This is a genomic window from Paraburkholderia sp. RL17-381-BIF-C (assembly GCF_046026435.1).
Taxonomy (GTDB): Bacteria; Pseudomonadota; Gammaproteobacteria; order Burkholderiales; family Burkholderiaceae; genus Paraburkholderia.
The window spans coordinates 88,341-109,696 of the sequence record NZ_JARESX010000022.1 but is presented as its reverse complement, the minus strand read 5'-3'; the positions used below and the strand labels follow the sequence as shown (position 1 = coordinate 109,696).

The following is a 21,356-nucleotide window of genomic DNA, read 5'->3' as shown; positions in this document are numbered from 1 at the left end:
TGCTGCTGGTGGTTGATTTATAGGTGGGGGGCGTGAAGGTCCAAATCGGATAACTCCGAATTTGATTCGCGCCGCAGAAAGGCGCGAGGAAGGCTTGAGGCGGGGGAGAGAGAGTCGTGCTGGACCGGGCTAAGCCAGCACGGCTTTAGGGAAATCTAGCTTAATGCTTGCCCGTGCTGCCGAAACCGCCAGCGCCACGCTCGCTGGTTTCGAAGTCGTCGACGATATTGAACTCCGCTTGAACGACTGGCACGATCACCAGTTGCGCGAGGCGCTCCATCGGATTCAGCACGAACGTGCTCTCGCCACGGTTCCACGTCGAGATCATCAGTTGACCTTGGTAATCCGAATCGATCAACCCGACGAGATTGCCTAGCACGATCCCGTGCTTATGACCCAATCCCGAGCGCGGCAGAATCAATGCGGCATAGCCGGGATCGCCGACGTGAATGGCCAGACCCGTCGGCACTAGCGCGGTTTCACCGGGTTTGAGCGTCAACGGTTCGTCGAGGCACGCGCGCAGGTCGAGGCCCGCGCTGCCGGTGGTGGCGTAAGCCGGGAGCTGGTCGCGCATGCGCGCGTCGAGGATTTTCAGGTCGAGTTTCATGCAGGTTCGAAGGTTACGGAGTGGAGGCCGCGCGTTCGAGCTGGAACGCTTCGGCAAGAAGTTCATAGGAACGCAGTCGGGCGCGATAGCTGCCCGCAACGGTGAGCACGATCAACTCGTCGGCTTCGAACTGTTCCTGGAGCGCATGGAGCCGTTCGGTGACGGTTCCCGGCGTGCCGATGATACTGCGCGGTTTTTCGCGCGAGATGACCAGCTGCTCGCGCTCGCCATACTCCTGCGTGATGCCCTGTTCGATCGACGGAATCGGCTCGTTCAGACCGTAGGCCATTTGCACGCGGCGCAGATCAACGGCTTTTTCCAGGTCCGCGGCTTCCTGCTCGGTGTCCGCGCAGATCACGAACACGGCAGCCGCCAGATACGGTTGCTGTATGCCCTGGCCGGCCTTGAAGCGCTCGCGATAGGCATGCGCGACCTGATGGCCGAAGTGCGCGTTGATGAAGTGCGCAAACGCAAACGGAATGCCGAGTTGCGCCGCCAGCAGTCCGCCGAATTCGCTCGACCCGAGCATCCACACTTGCGGGCGCGTATCGATTTGCGGCTGCAGCAGTACGCCGTTCGCAATGTGATCGTCGGGCAACGTGCCGTTCATCAGGCCGATCAGATCGGCCACTTGCTGCGGAAAAATATCGCCGCGATTGTAGTCGCCGGCAGCGACCGCTTGCGCGGTGCGCATGTCGCCGCCCGGCGCGCGCCCCACGCCCAGATCGATACGATTGGGGAACAACGCCTCGAGCATCATGAATTGCTCGGCGACCTTGAACGGACTGTAGTACGGCAGCATCACGCCGCCGGAGCCCAGCCGGATGCGCGTCGTGATACTGCCGAGGCGCGCCAGCATGACTTCGGGGCAGGGGTTCGACACGCCACGCAGGCCGTGATGTTCGGCGCACCAGTAACGCGTGTAGCCGAGGTCGTCGGCGAGTTGCGCGAGTTCGACCGTGGCGGCAATCGCGTCCGCCACCGAGTGCCCGGCGATCACCGGCGTTTGATCGAGTACGGATAGTCGCGTCATGTCAGTACCGCTCCAGATGATTCAATTCGCTACCGCGACTCCCGGCGACCGCACTGACGTGCCGCTGGAATGGCTCAGCGAATCAGACTTGTGTCGGGCAGACGCTTCGCGATTTCCGCGATCAGGGCGCGCGCGAGCGTCTGCTTGTCGGCGCGCGGCAGCTTGGTCACGCCACTTGCTTCGAACAGGATCACCTCGTTGTCGTCGAGGCCGAAAGTCAGCGGACCGAGATTGCCGATCAGCAGCGGCACGTTCTTGCGCACGCGCTTTTCTTCGCCATGGACTTCGAGGTCGCCGCTTTCCGCGGCAAAGCCGACCGCGAACGGCGGATGAGGCAGTTTGGCCACCGAGGCCAGAATGTCCGGATTTTCGACGAAAGCGAAGCTCGGCAGCGCACGATCCGCCGTTTTCTTGATCTTGTGCTCGCTGGCGTGATCGACGCGCCAGTCGGCCACCGCGGCCACGCCGATGAAGATATCGGCATCCGCGACCGAGTGCATGACCGCGTCGTGCATCTGCTGGGCGGTTTGCACGTCCTGACGGAACACGCCCCAAGGCGTTTCCAGTGCGACCGGGCCGGCCACCAGATGCACCTCGGCGCCGGCCTGCTGCGCGGCACGCGCCAGCGCAAAGCCCATCTTGCCGCTGGAGCGGTTGGTGATGCCGCGCACCGGATCGAGCGGTTCGAACGTCGGCCCGGCGGTCAGCAGCACGCGCCGGCCAGCCAGGATTTTCGGTGCGAAGAACGAGGCGATGGCTTCGTAAGTGGCGGCGGCTTCGAGCATGCGCCCGTCGCCGGTTTCGCCGCACGCTTGCGGGCCGGAATCGGGGCCGAGCACTTCGACGCCGTCCGCGCGCAATTGCGCGACGTTGCGCTGCGTCGCCGGGTTCTGCCACATCTGCCGGTTCATGGCCGGCACGACCAGCAGCGGACAATCGCGGGCCACGCACAGCGTCGCCAGCAGGTCGTCGGCCATGCCGTGCGCGAGTTTGGCGAGGAAGTCGGTCGAGGCGGGTGCGATCACGATCGCATCGGCTTCACGCGAGAGATCGATGTGCGCCATGTTGTTCGGTACGCGCGCGTCCCACTGGCTCGTGTAGACCGGGCGGCCGGACAACGCCTGCATGGTGACGGGCGTGATGAACTGCGTGGCCGCTTCGGTCATGACGACCTGCACGGTCGCGCCGGCCTTGGTCAACAGACGCGTGAGTTCGGCGATCTTGTAGCAGGCAATACCGCCCGTCATGCCGAGGACGAGATGTTTTCCTGCGAGTTCTGCGGTTGCCAACGAAAGCCTCCGACAAAGCGTGGTGGCGGTCAGCGGGGCGGGGCGTTGCATCCCCGCCGCCGCGCCTTTCAAGCCGTACTGGTGCGCAAGCCTGAGCGCGAGCGCCTGCTGTCTTAGCGTGCGCTGCCGCGTACGCGCCGCAGTTCGTCGAGCACGAGCAGCACCGCGCCGACCGTGATCGCGCTGTCGGCGAGATTGAACGCCGGCCAGTGCCACGTGCGTACGTGGAAATCGAGGAAGTCGATCACGTGGCCGTACGCGAGCCGATCGATCACGTTGCCGAGCGCACCGCCGAGAATCAGCGCAAGCGCCGTGCAGAACATCTTCTGGCCGCCGTGACGCTTGAGCAGGTAGCAGATCACCAGCGCGGCCACCACGCCGAGCGCGGTGAACGCCCAGCGTTGCCAGCCGCCCGCCATGGCGAGGAAGCTGAATGCCGCGCCGCGGTTGTACACGAGGATCAGGTTGAAAAACGACGTGACCTCATGCGCGACACCGTAGGCGAACACCTTCTGGACCGCGATTTTCGTCAACTGATCGAACAGGATGACGATCAGCGCGACCCCGAGCCAGGGCGCCAGCGAACCGTTTGCAACAGATGTTTTGGACGCGGTTTTCGACATGGTTCTCGCCATTATGCCGCGCTCCTGGTTTCACCGTTGCCGAACAGATTGCTGAAGCAGCGGCCGCACAGCGTGGGGTGTTCGGCGTTTGCGCCGACGTCCGCGCGGTAATGCCAGCAGCGTTCGCACTTCAGATACTTCGAGGCGATGACCTCGACGCCCTCTTCCGCTTCGCTGCCGACCATCGCGACGTTCGCCGCCGAGGTGATCAGCACGAACTTCAGATCGTCGCCGAGGCTCGTGAGCGCGTCGTAACGCGCACCGCTCGCGCGAATTTCCACTTCCGCCTGCAACGACGAACCGATCAGGTTCGCCACGCGCGCTTCCTCCAGCGCCTTGGTCACGTCGCTACGGGCGGCGCGCAGGAGCGTCCACTTGTCGAGCAGCGCGCCGGCGTCCGGCACGGCCGGGAACGCGTGATACGTTTCGGTGAAGATCGTCTCGCTGTTCGGCTTGAAGATCTTCCACGCTTCTTCCGCGGTGAACGACAGGAAAGGCGCCATCAGACGCAGCAGGCCGTGCGCGATGTGATACAGCGCGGTCTGTGCCGAACGGCGCGCCACGGAGTCCGCAGCGGTCGTGTACAGACGGTCTTTCAGCACGTCCAGATAGAAGCCGCCGAGGTCTTCCGAGCAGAACGTCTGCAGCTTGGCGACCACCGGGTGGAACTCGTACTTCTCGTAGTGCGAGAGGATGTCGTTTTGCAGATTCGCCGACAGCGCCACCGCATAGCGATCGATTTCCAGCCAGTCTTCGACCGGACGCGCGTTCTTCTCGAAGTCGAAGTCCGACAGGTTCGCGAGCAGGAAGCGCAGCGTGTTGCGGATGCGGCGATAGCCTTCGGTCACGCGCTTCAGGATTTCTTCCGAGATCGCAAGTTCGCCCGAATAGTCGGTCGAGGCGATCCACAGGCGGATGATTTCCGCGCCGAGGCGGTTCGCCACTTCATGCGGATCGATCCCGTTGCCGAGCGACTTGCTCATCTTGCGGCCTTCGCCGTCCACGGTGAAGCCGTGCGTGAGCAGCGCGTTGTACGGCGGACGGCCGTCGAGCATCGAGGCGGTCAACAGCGACGAGTGGAACCAGCCGCGGTGCTGGTCCGAGCCTTCCAGATACAGGTCGGCCGGGAATTGCAGTTCGTCTTTATGCGAGCCGCGCAGCACGTGCCAGTGCGTGGTGCCCGAATCGAACCATACGTCCAGCGTGTCGCGGTTCTTCTCGTACATGTTGGCGTCGTCGCCGAGCAGCTCGCGCGGGTCGAGCGATTGCCACGCTTCGATGCCGGCCTTCTCGACGCGTTGCGCGACTTCTTCGAGCAATTCCAGCGTACGCGGATGCAGTTCGCCGGTTTCCTTGTGCACGAAGAACGCCATCGGCACGCCCCATTGGCGTTGGCGCGACAGCGTCCAGTCCGGGCGATTCGCGATCATGCTGAACAGGCGCTGCTTGCCCCACGCCGGATAGAACGCGGTGTTCTCGATGCCTTCGAGCGCGGTTTCGCGCAGCGTCTTGTCGGTATCGTTCGGCTTCACATCCATACCCGCGAACCATTGCGACGTGGCGCGGTAGATGATCGGCGTCTTGTGACGCCAGCAGTGCATGTAGCTGTGCGTGTACTTCTCGGTGCGCATCAGCGAGCCCGCGCCTTGCAGCGCTTCGACGATCTGCGGATTGGCCGCCCAGATCGACAGGCCGCCGAACAGCGCGAGCGATTCGATATAACGGCCGTCGCCCATCACCGGATTGATGATGTCCGAGTCCGCCATGCCGTGCGCCTTGCACGACACGAAGTCTTCCACGCCGTATGCCGGCGACGAGTGGACGACACCCGTGCCGGTTTCGGTCGTCACGTAGTCGCCGAGATAGACCGGCGCGGTGCGCTTGTAACCCGGGTGCGCGGAGGCGAGCGGGTGATTGAAGCGCAGATTGACGAGCTTCGCGCCCGGCGTGGTGGCGACGATCGTGCCTTCCAGCCCATACAGTTTCAGGCAGGCTTCAACGCGCTCCTCGGCGAGGATCAGCAGGCCGCGCGGCGTGTCGACCAGCGCGTAGACGATTTCCGGATGCAGGTTCAGCGCCTGGTTCGCGGGGATGGTCCACGGCGTGGTGGTCCAGATCACGATGCCGCCTTCGTTGCGCGGCAGCGCGTTCAGGCCGAACGCTTGCGCGGTCTTTTCCGGCTCGGCGAAGCTGAATAGCACGTCGATGGTCGGATCGGTCTTGTCTTTGTACTCGACTTCCGCTTCGGCGAGCGCCGAGCCGCAGTCGAAACACCAGTTCACCGGCTTCAGGCCGCGGAACACGTAGCCTTTTTCCATGATCTTCGCGAGCGCGCGGATTTCGCCGGCTTCGTTCGTGAAGTTCATGGTCTTGTACGGATTGTCCCAGTCGCCGAGCACGCCCAGACGCCGGAAGCCGACCTTCTGCTTCTCGATCTGCTCGGTCGCGTAGGCACGCGCCTTCTGCATGACTTCAGCGGCCGGCAGCGACTTGCCGAACTGCTTTTCGATCTGGATTTCGATCGGCATGCCGTGGCAGTCCCAGCCCGGCACGTAGACCGCGTCGAAGCCCGCCAGATTGCGCGCCTTGACGATCATGTCCTTCAGGATCTTGTTCACCGCGTGGCCGAGGTGGATGTCGCCGTTCGCATACGGTGGGCCGTCGTGCAGGATGAACTTCTTGCGGCCCTTGCTGGCGGCACGGATCTTCTCGTAGACCTTGCGCTCCTGCCATTCCTTGACCCATTGCGGCTCGCGCTTGGGGAGGTCGCCGCGCATCGGGAACGGCGTGTCGAGCAGGTTGACCGGGTAGCGTGACTGCGGTTTCGAATCGGCTTTCTTGTTGCTCATGATGAGGTCGCGGTGAATTCTTTCTATGCGCGCCAAGGCGCGGAATGCGCACGATGCGCGAGGGCGTTGGGCGCGCCCGGCAGGCATGTCGCGTGATTCACGGACGCCCTTCGATGCGCGCGGCGAGGGTACCCTGGGCACTCGGTGCGCCCGCGGGTACCGCGGCGGCTATCTAATTCGGTCAGTGGCCGAGGTGGCGAAGCCGGTAGAACGGCTGCCCGGCGTGCCCGCGCCGACGGCCGCGAACCACGCGCGGGCGTTGACGACGTCGCGCTTGATGGCAGCGGTCAGCGTTTCGAGGTCGACGTACTTTTCCTCGTCGCGCAGCTTCTTCAGAAATTCGACGCGCACGAGTTTGCCATAAGCGTCGCCATGCCAGTCGAGCAGATGGACTTCGAGCAGCACGCGGCCGGAATCGTCGACCGTGGGACGCAGGCCGAGACTCGCGACGCCCGGCAGCGGTTCGTCCGCCACGCCATGCACGCGCACCACGAAAATGCCCATGAGCGCCGGGCGCTTGTGGGCGATCGCCAGGTTCAGCGTGGGGAAGCCGAGATCGCGGCCGAGCTTCATGCCGTGCACGACGTGGCCGCTGATCACATAGTCACGGCCCAGCGCGGCGCGCGCCGAGTCGAGGTCGCCCGCTACCAGCGACGCGCGTACGCCCGAGCTGGAAATGCGCGCGCCCGACGGATCGGCCACCGTGGCCATCTGTTCGACTTCGAAACCGTGTTGCTGCCCCGCGGCCTTGAGCGACGCGAAGTCGCCAGCGCGTTTTGCGCCGTAGCGGAAGTCGTCGCCGATCATCACCCAGCGCGCATGCAGCCCGTTGACGATGATCCGCTCGACGAACGCGTCCGGCGACTGGCTCGCGAACGTGTGATTGAAGTGCTCGACCACCACCCGGTCGACGCCGTTGGTGCGCAGTGCCTCGAGCTTGTCGCGCAGCATGGCGATACGCGGCGGCGCGCCCGCCGGGTTGAAGAATTCGCGCGGGTGCGGTTCGAAGGTCATCACGCAGACGGGCAGGCCGCGCGCATCGGCAGCCGCCCGCACATGGGCGAGCAAAGCCTGATGGCCGCGGTGGACACCGTCGAAGTTGCCGATGGTCAGTGCGCAGGGCGCACGGCTTTCAGCATTGGGAAGACCGCGGAAGACTCTCACGATAGCGGGTTTGAGGTGACGCGGCCGGGGTGCCGCAAAACAAACGATTATAAACGTTCAGCGCAGTGGACGGCGGCGCGTCACGGTTTCGGTGTCCCCGAATGATAAAATCCGCGGATGAAAAAACTCGTCATCCTGATTTCCGGACGGGGAAGCAACATGGAAGCCATCGTTCGAGCCTGCTCGGACGAGGCTTGGCCCGCACAAGTCGCCGCCGTGATTGCCAACCGTCCTGATGCCGCGGGCCTTGCGTTCGCGGCGTCGCACGGCATTGCCACGGCGGTGGTCGACCACCGCCAGTTTCCCGATCGCGACAGCTTCGACGCCGAGCTGGCCCAGCAAATCGACAGCTTCGCGCCCGATCTGGTGGTGCTCGCCGGTTTCATGCGCGTGCTGACAGCCGGTTTCGTCGACCGCTACGCCGGGCGCATGCTGAATGTGCATCCGTCGCTGCTGCCGAGCTTTCCGGGTCTGAAAACCCATCAGCAGGCGCTCGACGCTGGCGTGCGGCTGCACGGCGCGTCCGTGCATTTTGTCACGTCGCAACTGGATCACGGGCCGATCGTCGTGCAGTCGGCGGTTCCCGTCGAGACGGGCGATACCCCCGCCACGCTCGCCGAACGCGTGCTGGCAACCGAACACATCATTTATCCACGCGCGGTGCGTTGGTTCGTCGAAGGGCGCCTTGCTCTGAACGGCCTGCGTGTCACGCTTACGCCGCCGGAGCCGCAATGGCTCTTTGCCGGTCACACCGCCGGAGAGGGCGCATGAGATTGCATGGTTTTCTGATTGGACAAACTGAGACTTTGTTGGCTGAAGTCCTGAAATTCACCGGCCCGGCCGACGCCACCACGAGCCGCTTCTTCCGTGCTCACCCGAAGCTCGGGCACGGCGAACGCGGCGTGATCGCCGAGGCGGTTTTCGCGGTGCTGCGCCGCCGGATGGAATTCGCGCATCTGGCCGAAAGCGGCGCCGGCAGCCCGGCGCGCCGTATGGCTTTGCTCGGCCTGATGCAGACGGCGGGGCGCACAGCGCTCAAGCCTTTCGTGTCCGAGTCCGAGTCGAAATGGCTCGAACACGTCGCGAAGATCGACCCTGAAAGCCTGCCGCTGCGGATTCGCCTGAATCTGCCCGACTGGATCTATCAGGCGCTCAGCAAGCGTTTCGAACCCGATGAGCTGGCGCAACTGGCCGCGGCGCTGAACTATCCGGCGCCGCTGGATCTGCGCTCGAACCCGATCAAGGCGAGCCGCGACGACGTGCTGAACGCGTTGTCGAAGGCCGGTATCGAGGCCGGCCCGACGCCGTTCGCACCATTCGGCGTGCGCGTGGTCGGCAAGCCGCCGCTCACCAAGCTCGACGCGTTCCAGCATGGCTGGGTCGAAGTGCAGGACGAAGGCAGCCAGCTGCTGTGCTCGCTGGTCGCGCCCAAACGCGGCGAGATGATCGTCGACTTCTGCGCGGGCGCGGGCGGCAAGACGCTCGCGCTGGGCGCGGCGATGCGCTCCACAGGGCGGCTCTATGCGTTCGATATTTCCGAGCGGCGTCTCGCCAAGCTCAAGCCGCGCCTCGCGCGCAGCGGCTTGTCGAATGTGAACCCCGTGCTGATCGACAGCGAACACGACGCCAAGATCAAGCGTCTTGCGGGCAAGATCGACCGCGTGCTGGTCGACGCGCCGTGCAGCGGCCTCGGCACGCTGCGCCGCAACCCCGACCTGAAGTGGCGCCAGTCGCCGGAATCGGTGGCCGAGCTGGCGCCAAAGCAGGCGTCGATCCTGGCGAGCGCCGCCCGGCTGGTGAAGAAGGGCGGCCGCCTGGTCTACGCGACCTGCTCGATTCTGGAAGCCGAAAACGAAGCGGTGGTGCAGCAGTTCCTCGCCGATCATCCGGATTTCGCTCTGGTGCCCGCGCGCGACGTGCTGGCCGAGCAGCGCATCGATCTGGAAATGGGCGATTACCTTTCCATGTGGCCGCACCGCCACGCAACGGACGGTTTCTTTGCCGCCGTGCTGGAACGCCAGAGCTAAGCAAGAGGCTTTTGCCGGCGCTCGCGGGTTCGTTTCCTTAACCCGGCAGGGCGTCGGCGAGTTCAGCGACATCATGCAAAACCGTCTTTTTCCTCATATGTTCAGCGACCTCGCGCGCGACTTCGGTCAGCCGGTCATGCTGTGGCAAGTCGGCGTCCTGCTCGGGACGCTGGCAATCGCGTGGCTGCTCGCCCGCCTGCTACGCCGCGCGCTGGATCTGCGTCGTCAGACGCGTTACCAGACCTTGCGCTTCGGCGCGGAAAGCCTGAACCGCGCCTTTTTTCCGTTGATTGGTGCGAGCCTCGTCTGGCTCGCGCGATCGATCACCGGGCAGTTCATGCACACTGCGCTGCTCGATCTGGCCCTGGTGCCGCTGTTCGGCATCGGCTTGATTTACATTGTGTTTTTCTTCGCGCGGCGGGTTTTCAGCCATGACGGCGAGACTCACCCTTGGCTGTTCCTCGTCGAGAAGATCGTCTCGCTGATCGTGTGGCTCGGCATGGTGCTGACCGTCATCGGCATCCAGGACGACGTGATTGCGTGGATGGGGAGCGTTCAGTTCCGCGTCGCCAACGCGCACATGACGCTGCTCTCGCTCATCACGGGCCTGCTGTGGGTATGCGTGACGATGATCGTGGCGATGTGGCTCGGATCCGCGTTCGAAGACCGCCTGATGCGCTCGAAAACGCTCGACGCCAATCTGAAAGTGGTGGTGGCGCGCGTGGGCCGGGCGGCGTTCGTGCTGGCGGCTGTGCTGATCAGTCTGTCGCTGGTCGGCATCGATATTACCGTGCTGGGCGTGTTCGGCGGCGCGCTGGGTGTTGGGCTGGGCTTCGGTCTGCAGAAGATCGCCAGCAACTACGTGTCGGGATTCATCATCCTGATCGACCGGTCCCTGCGCATTGGCGACACGATCAACGTGAGCGGTCTGCAGGGCATGGTCACGCAGATCCGCACACGCTACACCGTGGTGCGTGGGCTCGACGGCATCGAAACCTTGATCCCGAACGAGAAACTGATTACCGACGTGGTGCAGAACCAGTCGTCATATCTGACGCGCGGCTACGCGAAGGTGGCCGTGCAGGTCGCGTACACGTGCAATGTCGAGCAGGCCATGGCGCTGCTCGCGCAGGCCGCCGCCGACGTGCCGCGGGTGCTGCAGGAGCCGGCGCCGACCCCGTATCTGGCGAGTTTCGGCGCGGACGGCATCAACCTCGAACTGGGTTTCTGGATCGAGGACGCTGCCACCGGGACCTCGGGCGTGCGCTCGGCCATCAATCGCAATATTTGGCGCCTGTTCTCCGAGCACGACATCTCGATTCCGTTCGCTCAGCGCGAAGTGCGAATCGTCGGCAGCGTGCGCGACGGCATGCCGCATCCGGTAACAATGACCGCCCCATCGGTCGATCAGGCGGGCAGCACCTACTGACGGGCACTTCGAGCGCGCCGCCGGGTCCCGGAGAGACCTTGGGGGCGCGGCTTCTGTTGATGCTGCACAAAAAATCCCTATTTGTTACAAACACTTGGAACGGTTCCAGTAGAATAACGTCCAATCCCGCTGTATGCTTTCACTTTCTTGACACGCGCAATTTGCGTGTATCTCGTACCTCTCGTTCCACAGGTAAATTGCCTTGTTGAATTCTTTGCTCGATTTTCTTGCCCACGGTGTGTTGCACTTCTCGTGGTGGCAACTCGTGCTGTACACGCTGGTCGCGACGCACATCACGATCATCGGCGTGACGGTCTATCTGCATCGCTGCCAGGCGCACCGCGCGCTGGAGCTGCATCCGGTCGTCAGTCATTTTTTCCGTTTCTGGCTGTGGATGACCACGGGCATGTTGACCGGCCAATGGGCTGCGATTCACCGTAAGCATCACGCCAAATGCGAGACGGAAGAAGATCCGCACAGCCCGCAAACGCGCGGCATCTGGAAGGTGCTGCTCGAAGGCGCGGAACTGTATCGCACCGAAGCGAAAAACGAAGAAACGATGCGCAAGTTCAGTCACGGCACGCCGAACGACTGGATGGAGCGTAACGTCTACACCAAGTACCCGATCCTCGGCGTAAGCCTGATGATGGTGCTGAACGTCGCGTTGTTCGGCGTCGTCGGTCTGACGATCTGGGCCGTGCAAATGGTTTGGATCCCGTTCTGGGCTGCCGGCGTGGTCAATGGCCTGGCGCACTTCTGGGGTTACCGCAACTTCAATTCGTCGGATGCCAGCACCAACATTTTCCCGTGGGGCATCATCATTGGCGGTGAAGAGCTGCATAACAATCATCACACGTATGCGACGTCGGCCAAGCTGTCGAACAAATGGTATGAGTTCGATATCGGCTGGATGTACATCCGTATCCTGTCGGCGTTCCGTCTGGCCAAGGTGAAGAAGGTTGCGCCTACGCCGCGCCTGACCACGGGTAAGCTGGTGCTCGATCAGGACACGCTGCAAGCCGTGCTGGCCAACCGCTACGAAGTCATGGCGCGTTACGGCAAGGCGCTCAAGCGCGCCTATCGTCAGGAGCTGGCGCATTTGAAGGAAGTCGGTGCGCGTGAAAAATATCAGCTCATGCGCGGTGCGCGTAGCTGGTTCCACAAGGAAGAAGCCGGTCTCGACGAACCGCAGAAGCGCCAACTGCCGCAAATTTTCGCGAGCAGCCAGAAACTCAAGACGTATATCGACATGCGCAATGAGTTGGCCGCCATGTGGGAACGCTCCAATGCATCGCGCGATCAGTTGCTGATCCAGTTGCAGGACTGGTGTCATCGCGCTGAGCAAAGCGGCATTAAAGCGCTGCAAGAGTTCGCGATGAGATTGCGTCGTTATGCCTGATAGCGAAATCCATTAAAATCTCAGTACGTCACAAAACCCCGCGTTGGCGGGGTTTTGCTTTTTGGGCCGCGGAAACTGCAACGACACGCGATTGATAGTCCGCGGCGGCAGAGCGAAGGCAGAGGAGATCATGGATCAGCAGGCGATCAGGACCGTCGAATACGACCGGCCGCAGGCGCAGGGCACAACCTGCGGAATCGGGCAGGCGTGGGCGAAGGTGCCCGACATGCCGTCGGCGGAACAGAAGGTGGCGCTGAAGGCACGCATCCGCGCATTGCTCGAGCGCGAGAAAGCGGTGCTTGTCGCGCACTATTATGTCGACGCGGAATTACAGGAGCTTGCCGACGAGACCGGCGGCTGCGTGGCCGACTCGCTGGAGATGGCGCGCTTCGGGCGTGATCATGAGGCGCAAACGCTCGTCGTCGCGGGTGTGCGATTCATGGGCGAGACGGCGAAAATTCTGAGTCCGGATAAGCGCATTCTGATGCCGGACCTGGATGCGACCTGCTCGCTCGATCTGGGCTGTCCGGTCGATGAATTCTCGGCTTTTTGCGACGCGCACCCGGATCGCACCGTGGTCGTCTATGCGAACACGAGCGCTGCCGTGAAGGCGCGCGCTGACTGGATGGTGACGTCGTCGATCGGGCTGGAGATCGTTGCCGATCTGCACGCGCGCGGCGAAAAGATCATCTGGGCGCCAGACCGCCACCTCGGCAGTTATATCCAGAACAAGACTGGCGCGGACATGCTGCTATGGCAAGGTTCGTGTCTGGTGCACGACGAATTCAAGGGCATCGAACTCGATTTGCTGCGCGCCGAATATCCGGGCGCGAAAGTGTTGGTCCACCCGGAGTCGCCAGCCAACGTCGTTGCGCAGGCGGATGTGGTCGGCTCGACCACGCAGTTGATCGACGCCGCGCAGAAACTCGACGCGACGCATTTCATCGTAGCGACCGATCTCGGCATCCTGCACAAAATGCAGCTCGCCGCGCCCGGCAAGACCTTGATTGCCGCGCCGACCGCCGGCAATAGCGCGACCTGCAAGAGTTGCGCGCACTGCCCGTGGATGGCGATGAATGGTCTCGCCAATCTGGCCGATGTGCTCGAGCGCGGGCACAACGAGATTTTCGTCGATCGTGCGATCGGCGAGCGGGCGCGTTTGCCGATCGACCGGATGCTGGACTTCGCGGCGCGTCACAAGAAGCGCGTGCAGGCGAGCGGCGATCTTGCACGCGACACCCAACTGTATTCGAATGTGGGAGCAGCGTAATGGGGGCGGTTGAGCGCAATCAAGTCGACGCGGTGTCGCCGCTGTTCGCTGAAATTCAGGCGCAGTACGGTGCGGCATTCGAGGCCGCATTGGCGCGCAACGTCGCCGATGCACTGGCCGAAGACGTCGGCGCGGGCGACCAGACGGGCCGGCTCGTTCCCGCGGAAGAAGTGCGCGACGCGCGCATCATCGTGCGTGAGGATGCGGTGCTATGCGGCGTGCCGTGGTTCAACGCGGTGATGCGCCAGGTCGATCCGCGTATCGAAGTCCAGTGGCGCTATCGTGAAGGCGACGCCATGAAGGCCGATACAACGGTCTGTGAAATGCGCGGACCCGTGCGCGCGTTGTTGACGGCGGAACGCAACGCGCTGAACTTTCTGCAATTGCTCTCGGGCGTGGCAAGCGCGACACGCCGTTATGTCGACGCCATCGCTCACACGCGAACGCGCGTACTCGATACGCGCAAGACGTTGCCGGGCTTGCGGCTCGCGCAGAAATACGCGGTTCGCGTGGGCGGCGGGGCGAATCAACGTCTCGCGCTGTACGACGGCATTCTCATCAAGGAAAACCACATTGCCGCGGCTGGCGGCGTGGGCGCGGCCATGGACGCGGCGCTGGCTCTGAATGCCGGCGTGTCGATCCAGATCGAAGTCGAGACGCTCGCGCAACTGGAAATTGCGCTGTCGCATCTCGCGCAATCCATTCTGCTGGACAATTTTTCGTTCGATGCGATGCGCGAAGCAGTGCGCATTACGGCAGGGCGAGCGGTGCTGGAGGTGTCGGGCGGTGTGAACTTCGATACGGTGCGCACGATTGCGGAAACCGGTGTTGATCGTGTGTCGATCGGCGCGCTGACCAAAGACGTGCGCGCAACGGATTACTCGATGCGGATCGTCTGACGTTCGAACGCAGCCGGTTGTAGAGAATCGCAAAAAGGCCATCGCCGCATCACCCCGGCGATGGCCTTTTCGTTTCAGCTCACCCCAGTCACACGTTGCGGTTGCGGACATGCTCCGGCGAGAGCACCGTCGGCAGCGCCTTGGGCAATGTCGCCGGCCAGTCACGGCTGAAGTGCAAGCCGCGGCTCTCACGCCGCGAACGCGCGCCCTCGACGATCAGCGACGCTACATCGACCAGATTGCGCAATTCGAGCAGGTCGCGGCTCACCTTGAAGTTCGCGTAATACTCGTGGATCTCGTCACGCAGCAGGGCGAGCCGGTGCTTGGCTCGTGCGAGGCGCTTGTCGGTCCGTACGATGCCGACGTAATTCCACATCAGCCGGCGCAGTTCGTCCCAGTTGTGCGCGACCACGACTTCTTCGTCGGGATCGGACACGCGGCTCTCGTCCCAATCCGGCAGCGGCGCATGGACGGCGGCGCTAAAACCTTCTTCTTCGATAGCCTGTGCTGCGGAGCGTCCGATCACGAGGCACTCCAGCAGCGAATTACTGGCAAGCCGGTTCGCGCCATGCAGGCCCGTGCACGACGTTTCGCCGACCGCGTAGAGCCCGGCCAGGTCAGTGCGTCCTGCCAGATCGGTTACGACGCCGCCGCACGTGTAGTGCGCGGCCGGCACGACCGGAATCGCTTCCTTGGTGATGTCGATGCCGAATTCCAGGCAGCGCGCCAGAATTGTCGGGAAGTGTTCACGCAGGAATTCCGGCGGTTGATGGCTGATGTCCAGATACACGCAATCAATGCCACGCTTCTTGATTTCGAAGTCGATCGCCCGCGCGACGATATCGCGCGGCGCGAGTTCGGCGCGTTCGTCGTGGTTCGGCATGAAGCGCGTGCCGTCCGGCAGTTTGAGAATGCCGCCTTCGCCGCGTACTGCTTCCGAAATCAGAAACGACTTCGCATATGGATGAAACAGGCAGGTCGGATGGAACTGGATGAACTCCATATTCGACACGCGGCAACCGGCCCGCCACGCCATCGCAATGCCGTCGCCGGTTGCGGTGTCGGGATTCGTGGTGTAGAGATACACCTTGCCGGCGCCGCCAGTGGCGAGCACGGTATGCGGCGCCTCGATCGTGACGGTGCGGCCGCTTTGCAGATCGAGCGCGTAAAGGCCGTGACAGCGCCGTCCTGGCAAACCGAGGCGGTCGGACGTGATGAGGTCGATTGCGTAGTGATCTTCGAGCAGCGTGATGTTCGGATGACGGCGCACCCGCTCGCTGAGCGTGGCCACTACCGCATGGCCCGTGGCGTCTGCTGCATGAATGATCCGGCGATGGCTATGGCCGCCTTCGCGCGTGAGGTGGAAACCGAGCTCGGCGGCGTCGTCTTTGGTGAACGGTACGCCTTGCGCGATTAGCCATTCGATCGCGGCACGCCCATGTTCGACGATAAAGCGCGTTGCCGCCTCGTCGCACAGGCCGCCACCGGCGATCAGCGTATCGCTGACGTGATTCTCAATGCTGTCCGCCGAGTCCAGAACCGCCGCGATGCCGCCCTGCGCCCAGTCGCTCGCGCCTTCGGTCATCGATCGCTTGGCGACCACTGCAACGCGCCGGTTCTGCGCAAGATTGAGCGCCACGCTCAACCCAGCCAGACCGCTACCGACAATCGCCACATCGAATTCCATTGCCTACATCTCCGTCTTTCGTTTTGCGTTGACGGCGTGCGATTCGCTCGCCGCTAAAACGAGAAAGGATACGCGCCGCGACGGACGAGGGAAAGCTGGCCGAACGGCATAAGACTGTTCGCGTGGGAGAATATGGAGAGACGGCGACGCAAATGGAGATGCGGCAACGCAAAGACCAGAACAAAGACGGCAGCCAAAAACAAAAAAGCCTCGCACGAGTGCGAGGCTTTTCTGCATGTCTTTTGCCTTCGTCAGGCAGGAGCCAAGACTTACTTGATCTTGGTTTCCTTGTACTCAACGTGCTTACGGACGACCGGATCAAACTTCTTGATCAGCATCTTTTCCGGCATGTTGCGTTTGTTCTTCGTCGTCGTGTAGAAGTGACCCGTGCCTGCGGTCGATTCCAACTTGATCTTGTCGCGTGCGCCTTTCGCCATGATTTACTCCTTAGGCTTCACCGCGTGCGCGCAGATCTGCGAGCACAGCGTCGATACCGTTCTTGTCGATCAGGCGCAGGCCGGCGTTCGAAACGCGCAGACGCACCCAACGGTTTTCGCTTTCCACCCAAATACGGCGGTTTTGCAGGTTCGGCAGGAACCGGCGCTTGGTTTTGTTGTTCGCGTGGGAAACGTTGTTGCCGCTCATCGGCGCTTTCCCAGTTACTTGGCATACGCGTGCCATGAGAGCACTCCTAATACGCTAATTCTGAGTTCGAACGCCGTGAAAGTTTCCCGAAAAGAGCCGCGCCGAGTTGTTGATACAACTTTAGACACGTTTCCTTTCCGGAACGCCTTGGTGGCTTCGGAACAGGGGGTTGGAAATAGGCAAACCGGAATTCTAGCAGAAAAAAAGCCGCAAAATCAAACCTTATTTGCGATGCCGCATATGGCGCGACCTCTGCGCGACCCGGTTCGCGCCGTGTCACGGCCAGCCAGCACGGGCGAAGGAGTAGACACTGTCGGCGCCGATCACCAGATGATCGACCAGTTGCACATCGATCAGCGTGAGGGCGTCGCGCAGTGTGTGCGTCAACCGGCAGTCGCTTGCGCTTGGCTGGACGGCGCCCGAGGGGTGATTATGCGCGACGATCAGGCTGGCCGCATTCAGGCACAGTGCGCGCCTCACGATTTCTCGCGGATACACCGCCATGCGCGTGAGCGTGCCCTGGGCGCTTTCTTCGCAGCGAATCAGCCGATGCCGGGCGTCGAGAAAAAGCGACACGAAAACCTCCTGCGCACGGCCACCGATCAGCAGGCGCAGGTAGCTTTCCACGGCTTCGGGCGAATTCATCAGCGAGCGCGTGCGCATTTTACCGACTAGCGAGCGTCGCGCCATTTCCATGATGGCGAGCAGCTGTGCTTTTTTCGCCGGGCCAATGCCGCGCAGGCCGTCGAAGTCCGTGTAGGTCGCATCGAGCATCGCGCGCAGCGAGCCGAAGCGGTCCAGCAACGCACGCGCGACATTGAAAACGTCGTGGCCCGGCAGTCCCGAGCCCAGTATCAGCACGATCATTTCGGTATCCGACAGCACGCCGGGCCCCTGTTCGATCAGCCGCTCGCGCGGCATGTCGTTTTTAAGCCATTTACCTCGCACTAGCGGCCTCGCCGCAGGCGCGCCGCAAGCCTCCGGGGCGGGCAGTTCGGGGTTGTGTGCGGTCGTGACAACGGGTGCATCGTCAATCAGGGTGGCGTGATCTGCCATATATATAGTGTCCTCCGCTTGGGGTTTGGGGCATGGCCCTGCGCTGCGGCCGCGCGGCAATGCGCGCGACGCGCGCAAGCCGCCGCCCGCTATGTGGCTTACAATAGGCGCTTTGCGCAAGGCACCCCGACGGTTTGCCACACGCGTCGACTGCGCCAGCGGCGCACGCGTGCAGCGCGCTTCGACTGAGCGAGCATTGCATGAGCATCATCGACATTTCCGAAGTGAAACCCGGTTCACATGTGACGCTTCACTACCGGCTTTCCCTTGCCGATGGCGCCGAAGTCATCAGTACCTTCAGCGACAAGCCGGCCACGCTGCTGCTCGGCGCCGGCCAGCTGGCGCCGCCGCTGGAAGACATTCTGCTGGGTTTGAAGGTGGGCCACCATTCGACCTTTCAGCTAGCGCCGGACCAGGCGTTCGGTCCCCGCAATCCGGAATTGATCCAGCGCGTTTCGCTCGCCACGCTGCGAGAAAACAGCATGATCGGCGAGGATTTTTCGCCGGGTGATCTGGTCGAATTCAACGCGCCGGGTGGCGGTCGTTACGCGGGCGTCCTGAAAGAAGTCGGCGAAACGTCGGCCCTGTTCGATTTCAACCACCCGCTTGCCGGCCAGACGCTGGCGTTCGAAGTGAAAATCATCGGGATTCTGTAAACATGAGCATCACGGACACGACTCTTGCTGAAACCGAGATCCTGCTGGCGCAGCCGCGCGGGTTCTGCGCCGGCGTCGACCGGGCGATCGAGATCGTCGAGCGGGCTATCAAGCTGCATGGCTCGCCGATCTACGTGCGTCATGAAATCGTCCATAACGCCTATGTAGTCGAGGATCTGCGCAAGAAGGGTGCGATCTTCATTGAGCGGCTGGAAGAAGTGCCGGCCGGCAATACGGTCATTTTCAGCGCGCATGGCGTGTCGAAGGCTGTGCGTTCCGAGGCCGAGACTCGCGGGCTGCGTGTGTACGACGCTACGTGTCCGCTCGTTACCAAGGTGCATATCGAAGTCGCGAAGATGCGCCAGGACGGTTTCGACATCGTCATGATCGGCCACAAGGGTCATCCTGAAGTGGAAGGCACGATGGGCCAGGCGGGCGAGGGCATGCATCTGGTGGAAGACATCGAAGACGTGCAGGCGTTGCAGTTGGCCGATCCCGAGCGGATCGCCTTCGTTACGCAAACCACCCTGTCGGTTGACGACGCCGCGCAGATCATCAACGCCTTGAAGGCCAAATACCCGTCCATCCGCGAACCGAAAAAGCAGGATATCTGCTACGCCACGCAAAACCGCCAGGATGCGGTGAAGTTCATGGCGCCGCAGTGCGACGTCGTGATCGTGGTGGGCAGCCCGAATAGCTCGAATTCCAACCGGCTGCGCGAGTTGGCCGAAAAGCTCGGTGTGCCTGCTTATATGGTGGACTCGCCCGATCAGATCGATCCGGTGTGGGTCGAAGGCAAACGCCGCATTGGTGTCACGGCTGGCGCCTCGGCGCCGGAGGTGCTGGCGCAGGCGGTGATCGCCCGTCTGCGTGAGCTCGGCGTGCGCAACGTGCGCGCGCTGGAAGGCATCGAGGAGAACATCGCATTTCCGCTGCCGCGTGGTTTGGGTCTGCCAGCCTGACAATCCGCTGACTGCTGAAAGAAAAGCGCGCCCAAGGGCGCGCTTTTTTTATGTCCGAACCTCAGACAGCAGGCAAGAATAAAGGTGTCAGATCATCGGTTTCAGCCTGTTTTGGTGTCCTCTCACACAAATTTCTTTGAAATGTGATCCGAATTTTTATACCTTTAACTGTGATGCGGCCCCGTTTTATAGGGGGCAAACGGACTACGTGTTTTTTTGACGCACTAAGATAGTGCGTGTATCTCGATATCGGTAGAAACGTAATACCTAACGCGAGGCTCGGTGAAATCGGGCGTGCAGGAAATTCGCCGCAACACTTGATGCCATTGGGTGCGACGATGGTGCAACTGATGCACGAAAAACAGTCGCAACCGGGTTGCGCCTTTTAGTGGGTTTCGTTCTCAAAATAAGGTTGCAATGCAGGAAAACCCCACCGGTTCAACAATATTGCCCGTCGCAAAATTGGAGTTACAATGCGCGCGTTCTCAAGGCCTTAGGGTCCCCGAACAATAGATTTTGCAAGGCGCAGGAGACCTACTTAATGCGAGTCAAGTTTGCTTACGCCGTGTCCATCGCGGCCGCGGTCGTGTTGTTGACTGCGTGCGGCAAGAAACAGGATGGCGAGGCGGGAGCGGGTGCATCGGCGGCGAAGGCGGTATCGGCACCCGCTATTGAAGCGACTATCGTGAAGATCGGTCATGCGGCCCCTTTGACGGGCGGGATTGCGCATCTCGGTAAGGACAACGAAAACGGCGCGCGTCTGGCGGTCGAGGAAATCAATACTCAGGGTTTGACCATTGACGGCCACAAGATCCAGTTGGTGCTGGATGCGCAAGACGACGCCGCGGACCCTAAAACGGGCACGGCGGTCGCGCAAAAGCTGGTCGACGATCATGTGGTGGCGGTGGTCGGTCACCTGAATTCGGGCGTGTCGATTCCGGCTTCGAAGATCTATAGCGATGCCAGCATCGTGCAGATCTCGCCGTCGTCGACGAATCCGGCGTACACGCAGCAGGGTTTCAAGACGACCTACCGGGTCGTCGCCACCGACGCGCAGCAAGGTCCGGCGCTCGCCGATTACGCCACGAAGGCGTTGGGCGCCAAACGCATCGCGGTAGTGGACGATGCAACCGCCTACGGTAAGGGGCTCGCGGACGAATTCGCGAAGACCGTACAGGCGAGCGGAGCGAAGATCGTCGCGCGGGAAGCGACGAACGACCGGGCCACGGATTTCCGGGCCATCCTCACAAAGATCAAGAGTGTTCAGCCGGACGTGATCATGTTCGGCGGCATGGACGCGACGGGCGGGCCGTTCACGAAGCAGGCGGCAGCGCTCGGTATCAGGGCAAAAATCCTTGGCGGCGACGGTGTGTGTACCGACAAGGTGGGTGAGCTGGCGGGAACCGCTGTGCAAAACCTGGTCTGTTCGGAAGCGGGCCTCGCGCTTTCGAAGATGGACAAGGGAGCGGACTTCGAAAAGAAGTACGAGGACCGCTTCCACACACCGGTGCAGATTTACGCACCGTTCACGTATGACGCTGTGTACGTGATTGTCGATGCAATGAAGCGCGCTAATTCGATCGAGGCGCCCAAGGTGCTGGCTGCGATGCCGTCGACTGATTACAACGGGTTAATCGGTCACATCGCGTTCGACGACAAGGGTGATTTGAAAGAGGGCGCCATTACGCTTTACGACTTCAAGGACGGTAAAAAAACGGTCCTCGACGTCGTGAAGATGTGATGACGGGACGTTCAGCCTGA

The 21,356-nt window shown here is 62.3% G+C and carries 19 protein-coding genes; 9 read left to right on the top strand and 10 right to left on the bottom strand.

Annotated features, from left to right (window positions below):
• Positions 1–160 precede the first annotated feature (160 nt).
• From dut to P0D70_RS16145, 6 genes are all read right to left on the bottom strand, one after another.
• Positions 161–607, bottom strand: a complete 447-nt coding sequence (dut, locus tag P0D70_RS16170) for a dUTP diphosphatase (RefSeq protein ID WP_091799679.1) — start codon at positions 605–607, stop codon at positions 161–163.
• A 13-nt stretch (positions 608–620) separates the two neighbouring features.
• Positions 621–1,640, bottom strand: a complete 1,020-nt coding sequence (locus P0D70_RS16165; RefSeq protein WP_408185242.1) for an LLM class flavin-dependent oxidoreductase — start codon at positions 1,638–1,640, stop codon at positions 621–623.
• 74 nt (positions 1,641–1,714) lie between these two features.
• Positions 1,715–2,929 carry a bifunctional phosphopantothenoylcysteine decarboxylase/phosphopantothenate--cysteine ligase CoaBC gene (coaBC, locus tag P0D70_RS16160; protein ID WP_408185241.1) on the bottom strand — a complete coding sequence of 405 codons (1,215 nt, stop codon included), beginning with the start codon at positions 2,927–2,929 and terminating at the stop codon, positions 1,715–1,717.
• Between the two features lie 113 nt (positions 2,930–3,042).
• Positions 3,043–3,552, bottom strand: a complete 510-nt coding sequence (lspA, locus tag P0D70_RS16155; protein ID WP_408185244.1) for a signal peptidase II — start codon at positions 3,550–3,552, stop codon at positions 3,043–3,045.
• A gap of 11 nt (positions 3,553–3,563) precedes the next feature.
• On the bottom strand, positions 3,564–6,401 hold the full coding sequence (gene ileS, locus P0D70_RS16150) for an isoleucine--tRNA ligase (protein WP_408185240.1): 2,838 nt from the start codon (positions 6,399–6,401) through the stop codon (positions 3,564–3,566).
• 168 nt (positions 6,402–6,569) lie between these two features.
• Complete coding sequence (locus tag P0D70_RS16145) at positions 6,570–7,565, bottom strand: bifunctional riboflavin kinase/FAD synthetase (protein ID WP_091799693.1); 996 nt, start codon at positions 7,563–7,565, stop codon at positions 6,570–6,572.
• Between the two features lie 117 nt (positions 7,566–7,682).
• On the opposite strand from P0D70_RS16145, the gene purN reads away from it, so the two are divergent.
• The 6 genes from purN (at position 7,683) to nadC (ending at position 14,589) form a co-directional block, all read left to right on the top strand.
• Positions 7,683–8,336 carry a phosphoribosylglycinamide formyltransferase gene (purN, locus tag P0D70_RS16140; RefSeq protein WP_091799696.1) on the top strand — a complete coding sequence of 218 codons (654 nt, stop codon included), beginning with the start codon at positions 7,683–7,685 and terminating at the stop codon, positions 8,334–8,336.
• Entirely contained in the window at positions 8,333–9,592 is a 1,260-nt protein-coding gene (locus P0D70_RS16135; RefSeq protein WP_091799699.1) for an RsmB/NOP family class I SAM-dependent RNA methyltransferase, read from the top strand. The genes purN and P0D70_RS16135 overlap by 4 nt, the downstream gene beginning before the upstream one ends.
• A 73-nt stretch (positions 9,593–9,665) precedes the next feature.
• Positions 9,666–11,021, top strand: a complete 1,356-nt coding sequence (locus P0D70_RS16130; RefSeq protein ID WP_408185239.1) for a mechanosensitive ion channel family protein — start codon at positions 9,666–9,668, stop codon at positions 11,019–11,021.
• A 202-nt stretch (positions 11,022–11,223) separates the two neighbouring features.
• Positions 11,224–12,420: a DesA family fatty acid desaturase gene (locus P0D70_RS16125; RefSeq protein ID WP_408185238.1), complete on the top strand. Its 1,197-nt coding sequence runs from the start codon at positions 11,224–11,226 to the stop codon at positions 12,418–12,420.
• A gap of 130 nt (positions 12,421–12,550) precedes the next feature.
• Positions 12,551–13,690 carry a quinolinate synthase NadA gene (gene nadA, locus P0D70_RS16120; RefSeq protein ID WP_091799708.1) on the top strand — a complete coding sequence of 380 codons (1,140 nt, stop codon included), beginning with the start codon at positions 12,551–12,553 and terminating at the stop codon, positions 13,688–13,690.
• Entirely contained in the window at positions 13,690–14,589 is a 900-nt protein-coding gene (gene nadC / locus P0D70_RS16115; protein WP_408185237.1) for a carboxylating nicotinate-nucleotide diphosphorylase, read from the top strand. Before nadA ends, nadC begins: the two co-directional genes overlap by 1 nt.
• Before the next feature lie 88 nt (positions 14,590–14,677).
• On the opposite strand, the gene nadB is transcribed toward nadC, so the two are convergent.
• From nadB to radC, 4 genes are all read right to left on the bottom strand, one after another.
• Complete coding sequence (nadB, locus tag P0D70_RS16110) at positions 14,678–16,276, bottom strand: L-aspartate oxidase (protein ID WP_408185236.1); 1,599 nt, start codon at positions 16,274–16,276, stop codon at positions 14,678–14,680.
• Between the two features lie 269 nt (positions 16,277–16,545).
• The gene (gene rpmG / locus P0D70_RS16105) at positions 16,546–16,713 is read right to left on the bottom strand and encodes a 50S ribosomal protein L33 (RefSeq protein WP_007180630.1); all 168 of its coding nucleotides are present in this window, start codon (positions 16,711–16,713) and stop codon (positions 16,546–16,548) included.
• 10 nt (positions 16,714–16,723) lie between these two features.
• Complete coding sequence (rpmB, locus tag P0D70_RS16100) at positions 16,724–16,957, bottom strand: 50S ribosomal protein L28 (RefSeq protein ID WP_007180631.1); 234 nt, start codon at positions 16,955–16,957, stop codon at positions 16,724–16,726.
• 240 nt (positions 16,958–17,197) lie between these two features.
• Positions 17,198–17,977 (bottom strand): RadC family protein, encoded by a 780-nt coding sequence (radC, locus tag P0D70_RS16095; RefSeq protein WP_408185243.1) that lies wholly within the window; start codon positions 17,975–17,977, stop codon positions 17,198–17,200.
• 200 nt (positions 17,978–18,177) lie between these two features.
• On the opposite strand from radC, the gene P0D70_RS16090 reads away from it, so the two are divergent.
• The 3 genes from P0D70_RS16090 to P0D70_RS16080 all read left to right on the top strand — a co-directional run bounded on the left by P0D70_RS16090 (position 18,178) and on the right by P0D70_RS16080 (position 21,336).
• The gene (locus P0D70_RS16090; RefSeq protein WP_091799719.1) at positions 18,178–18,633 is read left to right on the top strand and encodes an FKBP-type peptidyl-prolyl cis-trans isomerase; all 456 of its coding nucleotides are present in this window, start codon (positions 18,178–18,180) and stop codon (positions 18,631–18,633) included.
• A gap of 2 nt (positions 18,634–18,635) precedes the next feature.
• Entirely contained in the window at positions 18,636–19,595 is a 960-nt protein-coding gene (gene ispH / locus P0D70_RS16085) for a 4-hydroxy-3-methylbut-2-enyl diphosphate reductase (RefSeq protein WP_091799721.1), read from the top strand.
• 541 nt (positions 19,596–20,136) lie between these two features.
• Positions 20,137–21,336: a branched-chain amino acid ABC transporter substrate-binding protein gene (locus P0D70_RS16080; RefSeq protein ID WP_091799723.1), complete on the top strand. Its 1,200-nt coding sequence runs from the start codon at positions 20,137–20,139 to the stop codon at positions 21,334–21,336.
• Positions 21,337–21,356 lie beyond the last annotated feature (20 nt).